The organism is Clostridium sp. HMP27 (genome assembly GCF_000765165.1).
Taxonomy (GTDB): domain Bacteria; phylum Bacillota; class Clostridia; order Clostridiales; family Clostridiaceae; genus Clostridium_AK.
Genome location: NZ_JMFY01000031.1, coordinates 1 through 20,165, shown reverse-complemented (window position 1 = coordinate 20,165; position 20,165 = coordinate 1). Strand labels below are relative to the sequence as shown.

Annotated in this window: 24 protein-coding genes, 3 tRNA genes and 1 other RNA gene; 15 read left to right on the top strand and 13 right to left on the bottom strand. The window is 31.1% G+C overall.

Annotated features, from left to right (window positions below; genetic code table 11):
• Nucleotides 1–358: 358 nt before the first annotated feature.
• The 5 genes from DP68_RS13695 to DP68_RS13675 all read left to right on the top strand — a co-directional run bounded on the left by DP68_RS13695 (nucleotide 359) and on the right by DP68_RS13675 (nucleotide 4,366).
• Nucleotides 359–619: a hypothetical protein gene (locus DP68_RS13695; protein WP_035310459.1), complete on the top strand. Its 261-nt coding sequence runs from the start codon at nucleotides 359–361 to the stop codon at nucleotides 617–619.
• Between the two features lie 447 nt (nucleotides 620–1,066).
• Nucleotides 1,067–1,696, top strand: a complete 630-nt coding sequence (locus DP68_RS13690; RefSeq protein ID WP_035310457.1) for a VTT domain-containing protein — start codon at nucleotides 1,067–1,069, stop codon at nucleotides 1,694–1,696.
• Between the two features lie 320 nt (nucleotides 1,697–2,016).
• Nucleotides 2,017–2,577, top strand: coding sequence for an rRNA adenine N-6-methyltransferase family protein (locus tag DP68_RS13685; RefSeq protein ID WP_035310456.1), 561 nt, complete (start codon nucleotides 2,017–2,019; stop codon nucleotides 2,575–2,577).
• Nucleotides 2,578–2,594: 17 nt separating this feature from the next.
• On the top strand, nucleotides 2,595–3,281 hold the full coding sequence (locus tag DP68_RS13680; protein WP_035310454.1) for a response regulator transcription factor: 687 nt from the start codon (nucleotides 2,595–2,597) through the stop codon (nucleotides 3,279–3,281).
• Nucleotides 3,278–4,366, top strand: coding sequence for a HAMP domain-containing sensor histidine kinase (locus DP68_RS13675; protein ID WP_035310452.1), 1,089 nt, complete (start codon nucleotides 3,278–3,280; stop codon nucleotides 4,364–4,366). The genes DP68_RS13680 and DP68_RS13675 overlap by 4 nt, the downstream gene beginning before the upstream one ends.
• A 241-nt stretch (nucleotides 4,367–4,607) precedes the next feature.
• On the opposite strand, the gene DP68_RS13670 is transcribed toward DP68_RS13675, so the two are convergent.
• Genes DP68_RS13670 through DP68_RS13655 form a run of 4 tightly spaced genes read right to left on the bottom strand, consistent with a single transcriptional unit; the run spans nucleotide 4,608 to nucleotide 8,329 of the window.
• Entirely contained in the window at nucleotides 4,608–5,714 is a 1,107-nt protein-coding gene (locus tag DP68_RS13670; protein WP_035310450.1) for an ABC transporter permease, read from the bottom strand.
• Between the two features lie 12 nt (nucleotides 5,715–5,726).
• Entirely contained in the window at nucleotides 5,727–6,503 is a 777-nt protein-coding gene (locus tag DP68_RS13665; protein WP_035310448.1) for an ABC transporter ATP-binding protein, read from the bottom strand.
• A 12-nt stretch (nucleotides 6,504–6,515) separates the two neighbouring features.
• Nucleotides 6,516–7,631: an efflux RND transporter periplasmic adaptor subunit gene (locus DP68_RS13660; protein ID WP_035310447.1), complete on the bottom strand. Its 1,116-nt coding sequence runs from the start codon at nucleotides 7,629–7,631 to the stop codon at nucleotides 6,516–6,518.
• An 11-nt stretch (nucleotides 7,632–7,642) separates the two neighbouring features.
• Complete coding sequence (locus tag DP68_RS13655; protein WP_035310446.1) at nucleotides 7,643–8,329, bottom strand: TetR/AcrR family transcriptional regulator; 687 nt, start codon at nucleotides 8,327–8,329, stop codon at nucleotides 7,643–7,645.
• A 221-nt stretch (nucleotides 8,330–8,550) separates the two neighbouring features.
• Between DP68_RS13655 and DP68_RS19695 the strand changes: the two genes are divergently transcribed.
• The gene (locus DP68_RS19695) at nucleotides 8,551–8,694 is read left to right on the top strand and encodes a hypothetical protein (RefSeq protein WP_204599601.1); all 144 of its coding nucleotides are present in this window, start codon (nucleotides 8,551–8,553) and stop codon (nucleotides 8,692–8,694) included.
• Between the two features lie 66 nt (nucleotides 8,695–8,760).
• Here the strand turns inward: DP68_RS19695 and DP68_RS13650 are convergent, their stop codons facing one another.
• The 4 genes from DP68_RS13650 to ssrS form a co-directional block, all read right to left on the bottom strand.
• Nucleotides 8,761–9,405, bottom strand: a complete 645-nt coding sequence (locus DP68_RS13650; protein WP_035310444.1) for an NAD(P)H-dependent oxidoreductase — start codon at nucleotides 9,403–9,405, stop codon at nucleotides 8,761–8,763.
• 16 nt (nucleotides 9,406–9,421) lie between these two features.
• Entirely contained in the window at nucleotides 9,422–9,886 is a 465-nt protein-coding gene (locus tag DP68_RS13645) for an NAD(P)H-dependent oxidoreductase (RefSeq protein ID WP_035310442.1), read from the bottom strand.
• Between the two features lie 109 nt (nucleotides 9,887–9,995).
• Entirely contained in the window at nucleotides 9,996–10,565 is a 570-nt protein-coding gene (locus tag DP68_RS13640) for a flavin reductase family protein (protein WP_035310440.1), read from the bottom strand.
• 292 nt (nucleotides 10,566–10,857) lie between these two features.
• A non-coding RNA gene (gene ssrS, locus DP68_RS19300) (6S RNA) lies at nucleotides 10,858–11,049 on the bottom strand.
• A gap of 259 nt (nucleotides 11,050–11,308) precedes the next feature.
• Here ssrS and DP68_RS13635 point away from each other — a divergent pair.
• A complete protein-coding gene (locus DP68_RS13635) occupies nucleotides 11,309–12,007 on the top strand; it encodes a tetratricopeptide repeat protein (RefSeq protein ID WP_035310438.1) in 699 nt (232 codons plus the stop codon).
• 76 nt (nucleotides 12,008–12,083) lie between these two features.
• Here DP68_RS13635 and DP68_RS13630 read toward each other — a convergent pair whose 3' ends face one another.
• Nucleotides 12,084–13,496, bottom strand: a complete 1,413-nt coding sequence (locus tag DP68_RS13630) for a DUF4317 domain-containing protein (RefSeq protein ID WP_035310436.1) — start codon at nucleotides 13,494–13,496, stop codon at nucleotides 12,084–12,086.
• A 280-nt stretch (nucleotides 13,497–13,776) separates the two neighbouring features.
• On the opposite strand from DP68_RS13630, the gene DP68_RS13625 reads away from it, so the two are divergent.
• From DP68_RS13625 to DP68_RS13610, 4 genes are all read left to right on the top strand, one after another.
• Nucleotides 13,777–14,325 carry a histidine phosphatase family protein gene (locus tag DP68_RS13625; protein WP_035310434.1) on the top strand — a complete coding sequence of 183 codons (549 nt, stop codon included), beginning with the start codon at nucleotides 13,777–13,779 and terminating at the stop codon, nucleotides 14,323–14,325.
• Between the two features lie 152 nt (nucleotides 14,326–14,477).
• Nucleotides 14,478–15,359, top strand: a complete 882-nt coding sequence (locus tag DP68_RS13620; protein ID WP_035310432.1) for a metallophosphoesterase — start codon at nucleotides 14,478–14,480, stop codon at nucleotides 15,357–15,359.
• Nucleotides 15,360–15,559: 200 nt separating this feature from the next.
• The gene (locus DP68_RS13615) at nucleotides 15,560–15,883 is read left to right on the top strand and encodes a GNAT family N-acetyltransferase (protein ID WP_035310431.1); all 324 of its coding nucleotides are present in this window, start codon (nucleotides 15,560–15,562) and stop codon (nucleotides 15,881–15,883) included.
• Between the two features lie 303 nt (nucleotides 15,884–16,186).
• Nucleotides 16,187–16,801: a superoxide dismutase gene (locus DP68_RS13610; protein WP_035310508.1), complete on the top strand. Its 615-nt coding sequence runs from the start codon at nucleotides 16,187–16,189 to the stop codon at nucleotides 16,799–16,801.
• 36 nt (nucleotides 16,802–16,837) lie between these two features.
• Here the strand turns inward: DP68_RS13610 and DP68_RS13605 are convergent, their stop codons facing one another.
• Nucleotides 16,838–17,947, bottom strand: coding sequence for a DUF362 domain-containing protein (locus DP68_RS13605; protein ID WP_035310430.1), 1,110 nt, complete (start codon nucleotides 17,945–17,947; stop codon nucleotides 16,838–16,840).
• A 201-nt stretch (nucleotides 17,948–18,148) separates the two neighbouring features.
• On the opposite strand from DP68_RS13605, the gene DP68_RS13600 reads away from it, so the two are divergent.
• The 4 genes from DP68_RS13600 (at nucleotide 18,149) to DP68_RS13585 (ending at nucleotide 19,684) form a co-directional block, all read left to right on the top strand.
• Nucleotides 18,149–18,484 (top strand): hypothetical protein, encoded by a 336-nt coding sequence (locus DP68_RS13600; protein WP_035310429.1) that lies wholly within the window; start codon nucleotides 18,149–18,151, stop codon nucleotides 18,482–18,484.
• A gap of 44 nt (nucleotides 18,485–18,528) precedes the next feature.
• Complete coding sequence (locus tag DP68_RS13595) at nucleotides 18,529–18,846, top strand: hypothetical protein (RefSeq protein WP_035310427.1); 318 nt, start codon at nucleotides 18,529–18,531, stop codon at nucleotides 18,844–18,846.
• A 155-nt stretch (nucleotides 18,847–19,001) separates the two neighbouring features.
• Nucleotides 19,002–19,199 (top strand): helix-turn-helix transcriptional regulator, encoded by a 198-nt coding sequence (locus DP68_RS13590; RefSeq protein WP_035310425.1) that lies wholly within the window; start codon nucleotides 19,002–19,004, stop codon nucleotides 19,197–19,199.
• Entirely contained in the window at nucleotides 19,199–19,684 is a 486-nt protein-coding gene (locus tag DP68_RS13585; RefSeq protein ID WP_035310423.1) for a DUF6773 family protein, read from the top strand. Before DP68_RS13590 ends, DP68_RS13585 begins: the two co-directional genes overlap by 1 nt.
• 205 nt (nucleotides 19,685–19,889) lie before the next feature.
• Here the strand turns inward: DP68_RS13585 and DP68_RS13580 are convergent.
• The 3 genes from DP68_RS13580 to DP68_RS13570 form a co-directional block, all read right to left on the bottom strand.
• A tRNA-Gly gene (locus DP68_RS13580) sits at nucleotides 19,890–19,963 on the bottom strand.
• A gap of 8 nt (nucleotides 19,964–19,971) precedes the next feature.
• Nucleotides 19,972–20,047: transfer RNA gene (locus DP68_RS13575), tRNA-Pro, on the bottom strand.
• Nucleotides 20,048–20,063: 16 nt separating this feature from the next.
• Nucleotides 20,064–20,139: transfer RNA gene (locus DP68_RS13570), tRNA-Lys, on the bottom strand.
• Between the last annotated feature and the right edge of the window lie 26 nt (nucleotides 20,140–20,165).

The window sequence follows — 20,165 nt, the reverse complement described above, 5'->3', positions numbered from 1 at the left end:
AATATTGTTGATTTGTCATTAAAAATATTATAGCATAAAAACATGAAATAGGGGTCAGGACCCTGGCAAAGAAAGTAAGGGGCCTGACCCCTGGGTGAAAAAGGAAAAAGTATTAAAAGAAGCAATAGATAGTCTAGCGGATTTACTTTAGGGGTGCAAAAATGACTGTAAAAGTTATAGTTAAGTATATATAGTTTTGAATGCATTGGAATTATCTTTGTGATTAAGGTATAATAGCAATGAATACTTGTATTTTTTACGAAGTAAGGATTATTTATTAAGCAGACAGATAAATGTTAACTTGTAGAGTTGAATTAAATATATCATATAGTCAAAATAATAAAATGAGGTGAATAAGATGGACAAAGAATGTAATGTTAAACATAAATGTGATGGTGAACTCTTTGAGGCTGTTGAAGGTGGTTATGTATGTAAGGCCGCAATAAACGAACAAGCTCTAAATAAATGTAAATGGTGTGGAAAGTATGGACATGAAAGTGTGATGTGCCGAATTGAGAATACTGGCCTTTATGAGTGCAAGTATGGGTTTGGGTGTAAAGATTATATAGAAGAAGACCTTGAAGAAATGCTAGAAATACACCATTTCTGCTTTGGGTAATAGAAGCATGGCTTACATACAAAAACCAAAATTAATGTTAATAAATTGAATTTTATTGAGAAGTAAAGGTGATTAGCAGACAAATAGTAATTTGTCTGAGTGAAAATAAAGAGCATAATATATTGTTTAGTTAGCTCGGAACTTTCTTATAAAATGTCGCAGCAGTATAAAGCTATGAATCAATTGGGTTTAGGCGATAAAATATGGATAGAAGATTTAAAGCACCCAATAAAAGTATATATGACTTTTATGGTAAGGTTTATATAGAATTAAAAATAAGGTTTATTACTAGAACCTTTTTTTTATGTGCAAAATAATCTTAAGAATTCTTAAGTTTTTTCATAACCTTTATTTAATAAATAGCATCTACAATAAAACTTGAAGTTAACAAAGAAGTCAATCTATAATTTTTGAATAAAAATAATCGTAAAAATAGAGGTATGAAAAATGAATAAGTTGTTTAAAAGTATAGTTTTTTTATTTTGGATAGCGATCCTATTTATTTTCTTTAAATATCAATTGTATATCGATAGTGTGGGGAAAATCACTGGATTTTTACAAGCATATCCTAATTACAGTACATTGCTGTTTCTAATAATTGCTTCATTTAGGATTTTTACTCTTGTTCCGTGTACTGTTTTTATTATCATTGCTGGAATACTATTTGATCCTGTAAAAGCATTTATTTTAATTACAATAGCAAATTTACTAAGTGAGGTTTTATTGTTTTTATTTGTTAAGGTAACAATTGGAATGAGATATCAGGAGAAGATAATTAATAAATATCCTAAGATATATCGATTAATTCAAGATAATAATGTTAAGGTTTTGGCTTTAGGGATTTCTTCCCCTATAGTGCCTTCAGATGTTGTTTGTTTCTTCTCTATATTAACTGAAATACCTTTTAGTAAATATGTCATAACTATATTTACAGCCGATACACCAATTATACTTCTATATACTTTTCTAGGGATAAGCATAAAGTATTCTCTATATGTATTTATTACTACATTTATTATTATAATTTTAGTTAGTTATGTGAAATATAGAAAATGGAATAGCCAGATTGATTTATAAAAGACTAATGGGGCGAAGATTATATGAAGTCTATTTATTTTGTTACTTTAATAGTATTAACATTAAGCATAATTACCTTTTATTCCACAAGGAATTGGTATAATAGAAAAAATAAATGAGTATAAAATGCTTTGATAGAACATCCCGAAAAAAGAGTATATTTTGGGATGTTTTTTTACTACAAAAAATATAGTATCTACAAAATTTTAAGAATTCTTAAGGTTTTTGAGGGGAAAATATTAACTTTTTATCTTTATACTAAGAACATTAAAAGAAGAAATAACAGAGCATAACCATAAAAATAAGGAGGAATACTTAGTATGAAGATAGTAAAGTTTCTAATAGAATATTTTAAGTCACCAAGAACTGTTGGAGCCGTAGCCCCTAGTTCAGAAAGACTAGCAAAGAAAATGGTTAGTAGTATTGATTTTAAAAATGCAAAGTGTATAGTTGAATATGGTCCAGGTACCGGAGTTTTTACAGACAAGCTTCTAGAAGGGAAAAAGCAGGACACAATATTATTACTGCTAGAATATAATAAAGACTTTTGTACACTACTAGAAGAGAGATATAAAGGTTATGATAATATTATTATAATTAATGACTCAGCCGAAAATGTAGATATGTATTTAGAAAAGTATAAAATTAGAAATGTAGACTACGTGGTTTCAGGGTTGCCTTTTGCCAGTCTACCTAAAAATATTTCAAACAAAATTTTAAAGAAAACTAGAACCATATTAAAGAAAGATGGATTATTTATAACATTTCAGTACACTCTTCTAAGGAAGGAGTTTATTTCCAGTTATTTTAAAGAAATAGAACTGGAAAGGGTTGTACTTAATGTACCGCCTGCTTATGTTTTGAAATGTAATAATTTTTAATAGAAAGGAGCTTACTTTTGTCAAAGAAAATTTTAATAGTTGATGATGATGCAGAAATAAGGAAAGTTATAGGGATATATTTGGAAAATGAGGGGTATGAAATAATTAAAGCAGAAAATGGAGATCAGGCACTGAAATTTATATCTGAAAATGAAGTTGCACTTGTGCTTTTGGATATTATGATGCCAGGTATGAATGGTACGGAAGTTTGTATGAAAATTAGAGAAGATAGTATTATGCCAATAATTTTTCTATCTGCAAAATCAGAGGATTTAGACAAAATTCAAGGACTAGCTTCCGGGGCTGATGACTATATTACCAAGCCTTTTAGTGCAATGGAGTTAATTGCAAGGGTTAAGTCCCAAATAAGAAGGTATACCAGATATACCACTGAGTCAAGAACACCTAAAAATATAATTGAAATTGGTAACTTAAGTATAAATACAGATACAAGGCAAGTGTTTGTAGGTGATAAGGATGTTAGACTTACTCCAAAAGAATTTGATATATTGCAGCTTCTCGCAGTTAACAAAGGGATTGTTTTTAGTATAGAAAAGATTTATGAAAGAGTATGGGGTGAAGATTTTTACAAATCGGATAATACTGTAATGGTTCATATAACTAAGATAAGAGAAAAGCTAGAAGAAGATCCTAAGAAGCCCATATATATCAAAACGATTTGGGGAGTTGGGTATAAGATATGAAAAAAGTTGATATTACTATAAGCTTAAAAGTAAAACTTTTGCTTGAGATTGTATTGAGTTTCATATTGTCATTAGTGTATTTATTTACATTATCCTTGTATGTGTTTGGTCCTTATCTGGAAAAAAATCAAAATAATTTGAGTAATGGTTTTCTTTTTTATTTTGCATTAGTATATTTAGCTTCTGGTGTTGGAGTTTTTGTTTTATGCTTTTTATTAATGTCAAACAGACATATAAAATATATTAAATATATAACGAGAGAAGTAAAGCTCATTGCTGGTGGAAATTTAGAGAAACCACTTAAGATTAAAGGTAACGATGAACTTGCTGAATTATGCATAAATATAAACACTATGTCTAAAGAATTAAAAAATAAATTTGAGTACGAGAGAGAATTAGAAAGAACTAAAGCAGAGCTTATAACAAATGTTTCTCACGATTTAAGAACACCTCTTACACCAATTATTGCATATTTAGATATCTTGAAAAATGAAAAGTTTAGTACCAAAGAAGAAGAAAAGGAATATTTGAATTCCTCGTATAATCTTTCTATTAAATTAAAAAAATTAATCGATGAACTTTTTGAATACACAAAGCTATCAAGCAAGGAGGTTGCTTTAGAGTTTGTAGATGTGGACATCTGCCCTATTCTTAACCAAATAGTAGGAGAATATACCCCTATGCTTGAGAGTAAGGGATTAAAAGTTGTAACACAGATTACTGATGCAGAACTACCCGTAAAGATGGATGTTGAAAAAATGGTTAGAGTTTTTGAAAATATTTTAAGCAATGCAGAAAAATACAGCTCTAAACCATCAGATATAATTGTTAAGGCAGGCAACAAAGGGAATAACGTTGTAATATCTATATCTAATAAAGGTGAATATATAGATCAGGATAAATTAAATAGAATGTTTGAAAAGTTTTATAGAGTTGATATTTCAAGGTCAAGCAATATTGAAGGCTCAGGACTGGGACTAGCAATTTCTAAAAAAATAGTAGAACTTCACGATGGTCAAATTTGGGCTGAATGTGATGGTAATATAATAACAATAAATGTAATATTACCTAATGTTAAATATTAGTACTATATATTATATTAATATTTTTGACACTATAACCTGAATATTTTTCGAGGGGAAATTAGTTCGTAATATTCTCATATTCTTCATCAAAAACTTTATAATGAGAAGTAAAAAGGCATGATAATTTCATCTAATTATCATGCCTTTTCCTTTACAAAAGCTATTGTAAAAATCTCTGTAATTTTAGGTTTTGTACCTCTGAAGTAAACCAGTTATAGATAGTCTGCTGCTTCTTTATTTTTTAATCCAAGGTTTTACTGAACTTTTTCATAGTAATAAAGACAATAATAAAAATTAAAAGCATTAAGGAACTAATTGGTTTTATTAGATAAGAAAAACCAACGCCCTTTACTATTATTCCTCTAAGTATTTGCAGAAAGTATGTTATAGGTAAAATGTTACCCATGTAGTATACAACTTTTGGCATAGCTTCTCTTGGAAACATAAATCCTGAAAGAAGTACACTTGGTAAAAGCAGTCCAATGGAAGCCTGCATGGCTTGCAGTTGAGTTTTAGCTACAGTTGATATAAGCATTCCCATGGCTAGGGAACATATTAAAAATAATGTGCCTAACAAAATAAGTAAGAGCATACTTCCTTTTACCACAACTCCAAATATTAAATATCCTAAACCAAGTGCTATCAGCATATCCACAAAGCCTATAATAGTATAAGGAATCAATTTTCCTAAAATTAATTCAAGGGCTGTAACGGGAGTCATAATAAGCTGCTCTATGGTTCCTTTTTCTTTTTCTCTTACCATGGTAAAGGAAGTTAGTATTACCGTTATGTTTTGCAGAATTAATCCTATAACTCCAGGTATATTAAAATTACTGCTTTCCATAGTTGGGTTGTATAAAGTAAAAGGTTTTACATTAACGCTGCTGCCTGAGTTTACTTTCTTTAATTTAAGGGAATAGTTATTCCCAATTAATAAAGAATAAGACAGTGCAGTTCTTGCTATAGTTGGATCTGAGCCATCTACCAGCACTTGAATTTCCGAAGGGGTGTTTTTTCTAAGGTTTTTTGCAAATTCAGGTGGAATTACAAGACCAACCTTTGCTTCGCCCATATCTATGGCTTCTTGTACTTCCTTTTGAGAGTTCACCATATCATACAGGGTAAAATAATAGGAATTTGTGAATTTATTTACTAATTCTCTACTATCAGAGGTTTTATCTCCATCATAAACAACTAAATTTACATTATTTACATCTGTGTTTACTGCAAAGCCAAATAAAAACAGCATCATAATTGGCATAACCATAGCTATGGCTAAGCTGGCTTTATCTCTTCTTATATGAATAAATTCTTTTTTTGTAATAGTAAATAGTCTTTTCCATTTCATTAAATTTTCCCCCTAATCCTTTGACAGCTTTAGCTCATCAAAAGATGATATAACATCTCTATTGGAAAGTTTCTTCACATAATCAATAAATATATCCTCTAAATTATTTACGCCATGCTTTTTATATAAGTTATCCGTAGTATCAATGGTAATAAGTTTACTATTGTATATAAAAGCTGTAATGTCGCATATAGAGGCTTCATCCATATAGTGGGTGGTTACTAGGACAGTTATGCCACCCTTAGCGAGTTCTGTTATTGTATGCCAAAATTCTCTTCTTGAAACAGGGTCAACTCCTGCAGTAGGCTCATCTAGCACCAGTAGACTTGGACTATGTATAAGTGCACAGCCTAAAGCAAGTCTTTGCTTCCATCCGCCGGATAGGGTGCCTGCCAAACTTTTTTCCTTACCTTTTAAATTGGCCATTTCAATGAGTTCTAATTTTCTCTGGGCCAATCTTTCCTTAGGTAACATATAGATATTACCGTAGAAATCAAGATTTTCCTCCACAGTTAAGTCTTCATATAAACTAAACTTTTGAGACATATATCCTATATTTTGTTTGATTTTCTCAGATTCCTTTATAATATCATAGCCAAGTACTTTACCTTCACCAGATGTAGGTCTTAGCACTCCGCAAATCATTCTTATGGTGGTGGATTTTCCAGAACCATTTGGTCCTAAAAATCCAAATATTTTTCCTTTAGGTATATCAAAGGATAGGTCATCCACCGCTGTAAAGTCATTAAACTTTTTAGTTAGATGTTTTATTGAAATAGCGTATTCCATAATAAACCCCCATTATTTTAAATTTACATCAAAGAGCATTCCAGGTTTAACTATATCTAAGTTATCTATTATTTTTATTTTCACTCCATATACAAGCTTTGCTCTATCTTTCTTAGTAACTATATTCATTGGGGTGAATTCTGCCTCTGAGGAAATATAGCTTATCTTACCCTTTATAGTTTTACCTTCAAGAAAATCACTTTTCATAGTTACTTCTTTATCAAGCTTAATGCTAGGAAGTACTTTTTCTGGCACATATATTTTTACCCACATATTTTCAGTATTGAGTAATGTGACTATAGGGCTTCCTGGTGCCACGTATTCTCCTGTTTTATAATTGATAGTTTCTATGGTTCCAGATGCTAAAGATATTACATTGCTTTTATCCAGTACAATTTTAGAAAGTTCATAACTATTTTTAGCTTTTTCTACTTCATAAGAGGCAGAGGTTTTATCTCTATTGGTAGCTCCATTTATAAGCAGGTTTAACTTTTCTTTGGCAGCATCCAGCTGTGCTTTATAGCTATTTAGCTGAGCATTAGCGGAATTTATGGAACTATTAACAGTATTTAATGTATTTGAAGCGTTGTCAAAGAGGTTCTTAGCTGCATCCATATTGTATTTTGACTCTATTCCTTCTTTATATAGAGCTGTCGTATCATCGTAAATCTTTTTTCTATAATCATAATTTTTCTTTGCAGCATCAACGTTATCCTTGGCTGATTGAACAGAGGCTTCTCCTTGTGCAACTAAAGCCTGGGCTTGTCTCACTGCAGCTTCTTGAGCTTTTATTTCTTCTGCTCTGGTTCCATCTTGTACTTTTCCTAATTGATTTTCAGCACTTTTTATACCAATTTCAGCATTTTGAAGTTTTAGTTCACTTTCACTTGGGTCTATAATTGCAACTAAGTTTCCTGGCTTAATCTTATTTCCTTCTTTAAATTTTAGCTCTTTAACTTTTCCATTGATTTCTGCAGAGAGGTTTATCTTATCTGCTTCTGCTGAACCATAGTATATGTATTCATTATCTTTATCCTTATTAGCATTTTTCATTATAAAAAAGGTTGAAAGGCATGCTAATGCCAGTAGGGAGGCTATAATTTTGATACTTTTCTTTTTTGACAACATAAACACTCCTTTTATTTCTTAGATAATATGCCATTAAGCAATATATCTACCATATTTTTTATATCTTCTTCTTTGCCTTCTTTTTTAGGGAAAAACTCAGGGAACATACCCGTTAGAGAAATATAACCCATAAGCATACTAATCATGGTCCTTGTTATAACACTTGGATCTATGTCATCTCTAAAATTTCCCTTTTCTATGTTTGCTTCCACAAAGGCACTTATAAAGGGGATAACCTTAGGTGCAATATCCCTTTGAATAGTTTCTAATAACTCTGGATGATACATGGCTTCCACAAAAACAGTTTTAATAAGTGGAAAGTTTTTTTCTATAAGAGCTAACCTATCTATAAATAAATCTTTTATTACCTCGTCTATAGGTTTATCTTTTTCATTCTTTATAATTGTTTCTGCAGATTTAATAACTAGGGGCCTAAAAAACTTAACAATTATAGGAATTACAAGTCCCATAAGTAAATCCTGCTTAGTCTTGTAATACCTAAAAATAGTTCCTTCTGCTACTTCTGCCTCTTTAGCAATTTCACTGGTTCTGCTTTGGCCAAAGCCTTTTTCTGAAAAAACCTTCACTGCAGCCTCTATTATCTGCCACTGTCTTTTTGTAATTTCTTCCTCGGAAAAGTTTCCTTCTAAAAATAGGCTTTCTATTAAACTTGCATTTTCATCCTTTGAAAAGTCCATAATATGTTTGATTCCTCCTATAGATAAATTGATATAAGTAATAACTTTTTAATAATGAGTGTTTACTCATTATTAGCTTACAACATTTATATTGTTTTGTAAATGGTGAAAAAGAGTACAGATGAATTTCATTGATTTTTTATATTATTATAAATCAATAAAAAGGATACAATACTAGATATGATAATATATTTAGACCTAGGGGAAAGGAATGATAATTTATGAAAAAGTTAACTGAAAGAACATATCGTGATAAAAAGCAATTTAACACTGCATCTAAAAAGCTAGCAAAGAAAGGCTTTAAGGTTTTAAATGTATCTGAAGTAGATGGAAAGTATGTAGTAGAATATCAAACTAGACCTTAGTTAATATAAAAAAGGGAAGAGTCCTATACTCTTCCCGGTTTACTCCATACTTTGAGCTATAAAGCTCTATAGAAAGGGCCTATCAAAATTTTTATCATAAGCACCATTTTCTTTCAAAAATTTATCCCAGAATACTTTGTTTAATCCTAACTTAGCAGCAAACTTCATCTTTGTAAGCTCAAATCCCTTAAGTTCCTGTGGCTTTTTAAAATCCTCAATAATAGTTTTATCGAAGCTGTGAGTTTGCTCATATATTTCACCTAATCCTTTTAATGAGTTAAATAGTTTTTTCGTCATGAAGCTAGGCATCATATAAATCCCTGCTGAGTTGCCTTTAATTACGGTTCCTAAATAAGTTCTATTAAGCTCCTTTGAAAGTGAAGCAAAGTATCTTTCTGCATATTTGTATTGATTTGATTCAGGGAAACCACCTTGCAAAATAAAACCTATAGATTTATTTTCAGAAGGCTCTGCAGGCTCTAAGTACTCAATAAATCGCATAGTAACTCCAGGCATACTATGGATATAAAGTGGAAGTACAAAGATAATAGTATCAAAATCTTTAACATATTGTGCAAGAGTTTTATGATCTTCCTTGATAATATACCTTATCTCACAGGGAGATTTCATACCGCTTATAAAATGCTTAATAAAGATTTCAGAATTCCCATTTTGTCCTTTAGGAGAACCATTAATAATTATTGTACTCATATATCCCTCCGCTAAATTATTCCCTATACTCTTCGATTTTTTTAACTGTAACATTCTTTGATTCAAACATATCAAAAGTACGATAAATATAGTCTTTTAAAATTTGCTCACCTTCATCAGTTTTAAAATTACCATCATAATAAAATTCTATGTCAGGATATTTATCATACCTGGGCACATGCATTGATTCACCCTTTGACACTTCAATATAAGGAATAAACAAAGGAATAATCCTATCCAAAAGGCTTTTTAAATTTCCGCTTACAAAACCTTTTGTAACCTTAGAAAATATAATCACTCTATCTGCTTCTAGGTACTTAGAATAAAATTCATCCAAATCTTTATTTATGCATCTTCCAGGGGTCTTCCACCAGCAGCTCCAGCAACCACAGCAGTCTTTAAGTCTATTTTTATTAAGGTTTAGTTCATAGATAGAATCTAATTCATAACCCTCTATTTCTTTTATCACAACAGTTTTCATCATTCACCTCTAAAATATATTTACATTATATATTTATTCTTTAGGGTATATAGATAAGACTGTATTGATATAAACTTTGAAGTTTTACTAATGCAGCCCCTTTTTGCTATTATAAAAATGATTTAGGAGAATCCATAGTTCCCTTTTCAGTATATCTATAGGCACGTTTTGCCCCATCTCCCACATATAAGACTGGATTTAGTTCTTCACAAATTAAATTACCTTCTTCATCTAAAAGCGAAGAATCAACAACTCTTCCTTTAATCTTTGCTAAAATGTTTGTGATATTAGGAAAATCATCAGTTTCTATAATGTTCGTTAAGGTGCATTCAATAGATACTGGGCACTCTTCAATTATTGGTGCATTTACGAGTTCAGACTTTATTGGAGTTAAATTTACAAAATCAAACTTTTTAGTTTTATGACCTGAAATAAATCCACAAAAGTCAATTTGCTGCATCATCTTTTTATCAGGTATGTTGATTACAAAGTCCTTCACATTTTTAATTTGATTTATTGCATAGCCCTTTTTTCCAAAGCCTAGGGTTACCATATCCATTAATGTGTAAGAAGAGGATAGGGTAGTGACATTAGGCACACCATTTTCATCGTAAAAGCTTATAAGAAAAATAGGGAAGCCATAATACATTTTATTAAAATTAACTCTTGTTTTTTTCATTGAAAATCACTCCATTCAGTAAATTGATGCTTTATTTTCTTGCGACTAAAGCAAGCCTTTTAACTTATTATAGCAATTACTAAAAGGTTGTACCGTGACTTTAATCACCAATGGGGGTAAGCCAGCTAGAGTGAAATGAGAAAAAAGATTAAAAACGTATAAATATTTGAATTGAGCATAAAGGTTTAAAACAACTAATGTAACAGATTGTGTTAAAGAACAACATATTGATAAGATTTTTTATAAATCAAAAAGCCAATGCTTATGAAAGCATTGGCTTAAATTTTCTAAGTATATATCCAAAATACCGGTACTCTAATTTTGACACCTATCCTTCGATAGGTGGGTGTCCTCACAGATGTTTCAATCGACTTCAATGCCCCATGGGGACTCACAAGAAGGTACATTTCCGCATCTAAATATTGAACTCCCGAATTTTAAATGTAGGTTCAAAATAAGAGCTTAACGAGCATTTCAGAAAGTATAGTTATTAACAAATATTTGTTATTTGCTACAAACATATAATAACATATATAAAGCTACTATACAAGAGATATGCCTATGGTAATTTAAACCAGTTTATTTCAGATATAACTATTTAATTAATGTTATTAGCAAGGTTATGATTTTTTATTAAAAAGAATATATAATTATTTAGAATAAATTTTGTACGCATTCATATTAAATCCATAATATTATTATAAAATTATCAGTTGTATTAAGAATTCCAGGGAGGTAATTAAGTGACTAAAAAGAAAAATGCAAAAACAAAGAACATCATAATAATTTCAACCCTTTTTGTGCTTGTAGCTATTTTTATCATAGGCTACGGGATTGGATTAATTCTTGGTGATGGTCCTAAAAAGAGCCAGGCTGACAATAGCACAGTAGATCTTTCAAAGAAAAGTACAGAGCAAATTTCAGAGGGAAATAATGACTTAGATAAATCAGATAGCGAATCAAATGAGAATAATGAAAAATTGGACAAAGAAGATACCGAATCAAATGAGGATAATAAAACTTTAGATAATGAAAACAATGTATCCAATAAAGATGATAAAGATACTAAAGAGAAAAATGAAAATGATAAAGATATCAAACAAGAATCAGATAACACAAAATCTGGACAAGATCAGACTAGTAAAGATGTTGATGGATCTAAGTTAACTACGAAGGAAATATGGGACATATATAATGAAGGCAATAGATTATATAAACAAGGAAATTATGAGAAGGCTTTGCCAAAGCTACAGATGTCTTATAAGATTAAGCCAGACGCAAGTCTTATGCCTTGGCTTACTTATCAATTAGGGGACAGTTATAAAGAACTTAATGATAATGCTAATGCACTAGTGTACTTTAAGAAGGTAATAAAAAACTATCCAAGCTCTCAATTTGTTTCTTCCGCTGAGAGAATGATAAAAGAAATAGAAAGTAAATAGTAAAGAGCCAATGCTTAATCTCATAAGCATTGGCTTAAAATTTTCATTGGAATAGGGCGAGGCCCCATTCTAGGAACTAAATTAGGTCATCCAAGCCATTAACTGTAGTTTGTTCATTTTCATTAATAGGAATAACTATGCATCTTTGGCCATCAATGATTTGAGATTTTATTTCAGGTATTTTTTCAGGCTTTACTTGAAGTATAACATCATAGTCAGGAGTAACTTTGCTATCTGCTGAATTTGTATCGAGAGTTCCTTCTAAATCAGTTTCTAAAGCACCCTCTAAGTTTTCTTCTGAAGAAGTTTCTAAAACTTCTCCTAAAGTTTCTTCCAAAGCTGCATTATCATCATTAGCTTCAACATCATTAACTTCTGTAGATAGGGGAGTTTCATTGTCTACAGCGGCTTCTTGTTTAATTTGCTCCAGTCTAGCTTGAAGTACTTCTACTTGTTTTTTAAGGTTTTCTTCCTTTTTTCTCTGCTCATTTGCCTTAAGTACCTTTGCATCAATTAAATTTTCTGCTAAAGGAAGGTCATCCCCAAAGCATTCAACATAGGACTTTTCAATCCTAGTAGTAAGTTCCTCAGGAACTCCGCTTTCTATTAAAAGGGTTTGTACATCATTTTTTGTTAAGGCTATAGGTTCAGCATCTGTATCATCATATATGGAATTGTGTTCATCTATCATAGTGTTTAAGTTTTCTTGTATGTCCATAAAAACTTTATTAGCCTTCTCTTCATCAGCGCTAAAGGAATCTTTAATAATTGATTGAAATGTATCCTTTTGTATAGCAACAGTTTGTTTTGAATAACAACCTAAAGCATTTTCCATCAATTCAGGATGTATATCCTTTGGATTTTTTGTGTAATACATAATGGAGTTAACGTCTGCACTGCGCTCAATAAAGGCAGGAAACACAAATCCATTAGCAGGGGCACCAACCACCCAATCTCTAATACGTGCTTGTATTTTGTTTTCTTCTTCAAAGTATCTAAGACCAGGATCTGAAAGTAAAACAGGACATATGGCACATAATACATATTCATATACTTCTTCGGATTCATCTATCTTGGAATTATCCTTGGTTTTAGTAATAACGTCATATGCGTCATGAAAAAGAAGTATTAAAAAGTTGCCAGTATAATCATAATTATCTATTATGGATTGATAAAAATCATCGAGTATAGCATCATTCTTTAATTGACTGGTTTTAAGCTGCATAAGAGAAATTTGTTTTTCATTTATAAGATCTTCATTAACTGGGAAGTTAAGCTCTAAAATATTATTCCCAATGGTTCCAGACAGTACCTTTTTAGCAACTTCTAAGTACTTAAAATATTCATCTTCATTTAAATTTAGAAAGGTTTCTCTAAATTTTAAAATAATATTTTTTTCCCCATTAACATAGCAGCCACACATCTTAGTGAAGGTACAATGATCCTTTTTAAGACGTTTTTTTAATTCAAGTAAATCTTTTTTTCTCATGTATAAACCCCACAATCTAGTAATTTTTATCTATAATATATCAATTAAAATATTATCACTATTTAAGTATAATATTTTTCTAAAATTAATTAAAGAGTTTATTTAGCAACAAAAGAATGTCCACTGTGGCCATAGTAAAATGCAAATCTCCCAAATTAGGTGAAGCAATTTATTTATATTTAATAAAGCAGTGAGCACCTGGGAGATAGAAGCATAAAATATGTGTAAGGGGCCAGGCCCCTGGGAAAAATAGTAAGAAATTTGCAAGGGAGAAGCCAAGTTGAACAAATCATTATTTGATTTACTTAGAAAGGGTGGATATATACTATATGCTAGACATGGAGAAGCAACGGTAGGAGAGGATCAGCCTAATTTGAATTTTAGGGACTGTTTTACCCAAAGAAATCTTTCTGATATTGGTAGAAGACAAGCGGTTTATTATGGACAAATTCTTCGTAACTTAGGAATTCCTATTAGTTACCCAATTGTAACTAGCCCATTTTGTAGAACCATAGAAACTGCACAATTAGCTTTCGGAAGAGCAGCTGTCCAAATAGATCCATTTTGGGTTGAAATTTATAATTTAAGTAGAAATTTGCCAGCACAAGAGCAAAAGCAAATAGTACATTCTCTTCAATCAAGATTAGAAATTAAGCCTCCTGAAGGAAGCAATAGTGTCATTATTGCTCACAGTTTTCCAAGAGAAATTGGCGTAGGTGAAATTCCAAACATGGGAACAGTTATTATTAAGCCACTGGGGCAGGGAATGGGATATGAAGTTCTTAGTAAATTATCCTTGTCAGATTTTATGAATAGGAGAAGCATTTAATCTTATGGTGCCACCCACATGACAAGTGGCAAGTTGAATTAACTTGCCACTTGTCATGTGGGTGGCACTTTTTTTCTACCGGCATATAATGATGTATCAATAATTTTCGGAGTTGGTATATCATATTTAAAAATAATACTTTAAATAAAGTAATGGAAAAATCGCCTATTATTGAAATAAATAATAAATCAAAGATAGTCTTAATAAGCGATTGTCATAGGGGAGACGGAAGCTTTAAAGACAACTTTCTTCCAAACTCTAATATATACATTACAGCTTTAAATTATTATTACGACAATGGATTTTCCTATATAGAAATAGGGGATGGAGATGAACTTTGGGAAGTTAGAAAAATACAAGATATATACGATATATATAAAGATATTTTTCATTTATTTTTAAAATTTAAAGAACATAATAGACTTTATATGATTTATGGCAATCATGATGAGGTGAAAAAAAGAGCCAGCTTTAGTAAGAAACTATGTAAGAAAAGGGATGAAAATGGAGAAGAAAGCTGTCTCTGTAAGCTTTACAATAACTTAGATATATATGAGGGGCTAATACTTAGATATAAAAGTGATAATAAGGATAATAAAAACTTGGACTTTTTTGTTACTCATGGAAATCAATTAGACTGTATAAACTATAATTTAAGTTTTATTACTAAATATGTTGTTAGGTATATATGGGGATTTTTAGAGGCCAACTTTGGTTTTAGGAATAACACCAGCCCTGCAAAAAGTAATACTAAAAGAGATAAAGTAGATAGAAAAATCGAAGAGTGGGTAAAAGAAAATAATCAGCCTATAATTACTGGACATACCCACGGAAGTAAGTTTCCTAGTCCATCAAAGACTCCTTACTTTAATGACGGCTGCTGTGTTATGCCTTATTCTATAAGTGCTATTGAAATAGAAAATGGAGAAATAGCTCTTATAAAGTGGAGTGTAAAGGTGATGAAGGATGGAGTGTTAGTTGTAAAGAGGGAAGTAATAGGAGGGCCGGAAAGGATAGAAAGTTACAGAGATTAAAAGTCTCCGGTTTATTTTATGCTCAGAATTAGGGTTAAGAGAATGATATATTAAGTTTATATTGAAATTGAGTTAGCATATGCTATAATAATACCTATATAGGGTATTTAAAAGAAAAGGCTAACATCAATAAGTATATAGGCGAGATGAAATTAGAAAAATATATAAAATAACAACTTTTATCTAAAGGAGGAGAAAATATGGATTGGAAATATGAAGATGGACGTATATACAGCATAGACGAAAAAGGTGAATTGATGGCGGAGACGACCTTTGTTTTTAAAGAAAATGGAGAAGTAGATATTGATCATTCCTATGTTAATTCAGTTTTAAGGGGACAGGGTGTAGCAGGAAAGATGCTGGAGGTTGTTGCTGAATATTTAAGAGAAAAAGGGCTTAAAACTACGGCTACGTGTTCATATGCAAACACTTGGCTTAAAGGACATAAGGAATTGTATTCAGATATAATATCTAAAGATGTTGATGATGAAGCTATTGCATGTAAAATAGATGGAAAACATTAGATTGTTTTGTACAATATAATAAGCATAGATAGTTGCCACAACTGTGGTAGATATCTATGCTTACTTTTTTGTAAATTCAAATGAGGATATATCCTAATAGACTGTAATTGTCTATGCAATATGCTGGTCACCTCGGGGGTGCAAATATAAAAAGTAAGTAAAGATTTATTGGTAACACCACGCAATAAATAAAAATATTGTAAAATAAAAAAATGTTTGGTATAATAAAAGTATACAAATTAAGTAAAGTATAAAATGTTATTTTAACTTATAAAAATTATTAGGATGGAGGATGAAATTATGATATTTGATAAAATAGAATTAGGTTATCAATATAATGAACTAGAACCATATATAGATGCATTAACTGTAGAAACTCATTATGCAAAGCATCTGCAAACATATGTTAATAATCTAAATGGTTTATTGGAAGGTTATGGAGAATTTGTACAAGGCAAAACCTTAGATGATATATTATCTGATGTTAACAGCATTCCTGAAAGTATAAGACAAGGTGTTATAAATCAAGGTGGAGGAGTATCAAATCATAATTTTTATTTTTCGATTTTATCACCTAATCCTAAAACTGCACCAGGTGGAAAACTTTTGGAAGCTATAAATAATAAGTTTGGTAATATTGAATGGATGAAGGATAAGATAAACAGTTCATCAATAGGACATTTTGGTTCAGGTTGGGGATGGCTTGTTATAGACGAAAATGGAGAATTAGAAATAATAACAACTGCAAATCAAAATTCCCCATTAAGCATAAATAAAAAGCCATTATTAACTATAGATGTTTGGGAACATGCTTATTATTTAAAATATAAAAATTTAAGAGCTGATTATGTTAAAAATATATGGAATGTTATTGATTGGTCAAAAATTGAAAGTATATATGAGTCTTATATAAAATAAATAATCCATGGGGTAAGACCCCATGGATTATTTGTTTTATATGGTTACTAATTCATAGTCTAAAGTACCTATTCCTAATTCTTCACCATGTTTTAAACCAGTTTCCCAATTTGTATTTGAGTGAACATGACTGAACTTATCGTGACCTTCGTGATAGTGTTTATCTGAGAGTATAGATCCAGTAATGATTGGAGCGTTATTTACTAAATCAACACTTGCTTTATCAAGAGCTACAGGATCGAATGATGCAGCTATACCTATATCAGGCACAATAGGTAAATCATTTGCATTAAAACAATCGCAGTCAGGTGAAACATTCATTATGAAATTAATATGGAAAGTTTCTTTATCTTTCATAACAGCATAAGCATATTCAGCTATTTTTTCATTAGCAGTGTCTGCTGACTCATTCCAGATAACCTGTGCTGCATTGAACTGACATACTGCAACGCATTGGCCGCAGCCTATACATTTACTATAATTTATAGCAGCTATATTATTTTCACCTAGTTCTATAGCATTTTGAGAACAACTTTTTACGCATTGTGAGCAAGACTTACAGTTTTTATTCTTTATTTTAGGTTGAGAGGCTGAATGCATTTCTAGTTTTCCACCTCTTGATCCAGAACCCATGCCTAGGTTTTTTAAAGCGCCGCCAAATCCAGTCATTTCATGACCTTTAAAATGGTTCATAGAGATTACAATATCAGCATCGGCAATAGCAGAACCTATCTTTGCAGTCTTGCAGTGTTTACCATTAATCTCGATTTCTCTATACTCTGTTCCTTTAAGACCGTCTGCAATAATTATGTTACAGCCTACAGTTAATGGATTAAAACCATTTTCAAAGGCTGCAGTTAAATGGTCCACTGCATTAGATCTTCTACCAGTATATAAAGTGTTAGAGTCTGTTAAAAATGGCATGCCACCTAATTCAGTTATTAACTTTACAAGCTTTGCAGCATAATTTGGTCTTATATAGGCTAAATTTCCTGGTTCGCCAAAGTGAATTTTTATTGCCACAAATTTATCTTTAAAATCAATACCTTCTATACCAGCTTTTTTCACCAATCTTTCGAGCTTGTCTAATAAATTTAAACCCGGTCTAGTTCTTAAGTCTGTAAAATATACCTTATATTTTTCCATAAAGACCCTCCTAATGATATTTCAATATTTTTAGTATAAATATTACAGTAAGTAAAATCAATACTAATATTTTAGAATAAAAGAATGAAAATAAATAAAAGGGTAGGTATAAGCAAATCTATGAAGGAACATTTCAGTAGCTATAATATAATTTTAGAAATAAGTAAAAACTATAACAAAAGATAATGAGGAGGCTATACAATGACCAAAGATGATTTGTTATGCAATACCTGGCATGATGTTCTTATAGAAAATGGATTTGATTCTTCCGAGGCTAAAAGTCTTATAGGATTTGTTTCTTGGAATAAGGGCGATGAGTTTGCACATTTGGGAAGAGAAATCACAGAAATATTATCGGATCATGAAGGCAAAGTTTTTGCAAAGGATGCAGTGAGCAGCTCATATGGAGATAAAGCCTTGCTATTCTTTGATAAGGATATATCTGAAGAAACAGCCGGTAAAATGTTTGAAGTTATTATGAATTATGAGCAAAAAGAAGTATATTCCTCTGAGGAAGTTTTACAGGAACTAGATTAGGATTATAATCTTAATTATTTCTGAAAGAAAGGAGCTTGTTTTATATGAGCAGAATTAATCCAGATGATTTTGAAAAAATATTAGAAAACATAAAGGATAAAATAAGTGATTTTGTTCAATGCGATGATATTAGAGCTATAGAAAGCAACTTTAATACTAAAGCTATGATATTTAAGAGTGATGGAAAGAAGGATGGAACAATTATAGTTGGAGAAGATAAGGGCAAAATTGCAGTAGATATAAGCGTAATTGATAATGTTGTACGAAGTTTTATTCTTGGGGGTAAGGGGGATAAAGAAGGAATTAAAAATATAGCTCTCTGGTTTCAAGAAAATTATAGGTTAGAAGAGAGCCTTAGATAGGCCATGGCTTCCCGTAAGGGGTACAAAACTTAAAAATAGCACAAAAACATAAGTGGGCTTAATTTAAAGCCTACTTATGTTTTTTATAAAAATGCAATATATAATTGACATTGAGTAATGTTTGGATTACAATATGTAATATAAGGAGGGAAAATATGAAAAATAAAAGAATGAAAATTGCTCGTTTGGAATGCGATATGAAACAAGAAGATTTAGCAATAATTGTGGGGGTAACAAGACAAACTATTGGCTTAATTGAATCAGGAAATTATAATCCGACACTTAACCTCTGCATTGCAATATGTAAAGCACTTGGTAAAACATTAAATGATTTATTTTGGGAGGAAGTTTGATGAAAAGAGAAAAAATTCAAGATGAAAGAATTTTAATACAGAAAAGGAAAATAGGAAGCGATGCATTTCAAATACTTTTTTATGGATTGCTTTTATCGGCGTTAATTCAACAATATATGTTTAATGCACCATTTTCACAATATGCAGCTGAGGTAATTTTATTTATTGCTATTTCCGTATACATCATAGTTCGTAATATAATGGTGGGAAATGACCTGTTTGAATCTTCGAAATACAGCCAAAAGCTTGTTGTGCTAAATAGCCTTGTTACTGGACTTGTTGTTGCAATTATTAATACTACCCTTAATTATATGAAATTAGGAGAGTGGTTTAAGAGGGATATTATAAATACTCTATTAGTTGCAGCCGTAACCTTTTTATCGTCATCTATTATTACATTTATAGCATTTGAAACTCTTTATATAGTAAACAAGAAAAAGCAAAAGAAAATTGAGTCTATGTTAAATGATGAGGATAATGACTAATATTAGTGCCACCCACATGGCAAGTGGCAAGATAATTTATAAATATGAAGCAGGCCATTATAAGAGCTAGAAATGCTATACGCGAAATTGTAAGTAGTCATAAGGGAGAAAGAATTATTATTAAGCTAATTGATACAAATCATTTAGTACAAAGAAGACAATAAAAAACACAAAGGAATTTTATCCTTTGTGTTTTCATTATTTATGGAGCGGGTGAAGGGAATCGAACCCTCGTAACTAGCTTGGAAGGCTAGCACTCTACCATTGAGTTACACCCGCAGGTTTTGTGGTCGGGGTGACAGGGATTGAACCTGCGACCTCATGGTCCCAAACCACGCGCGCTCCCATCTGCGCTACACCCCGATATAAAATTTGTTAATGGTGCGCCATCAGGGATTCGAACCCAGGACACCCTGATTAAGAGTCAGGTGCTCTACCAACTGAGCTAATGGCGCATGTTTGGTGCGTCTTAAGAGATTCG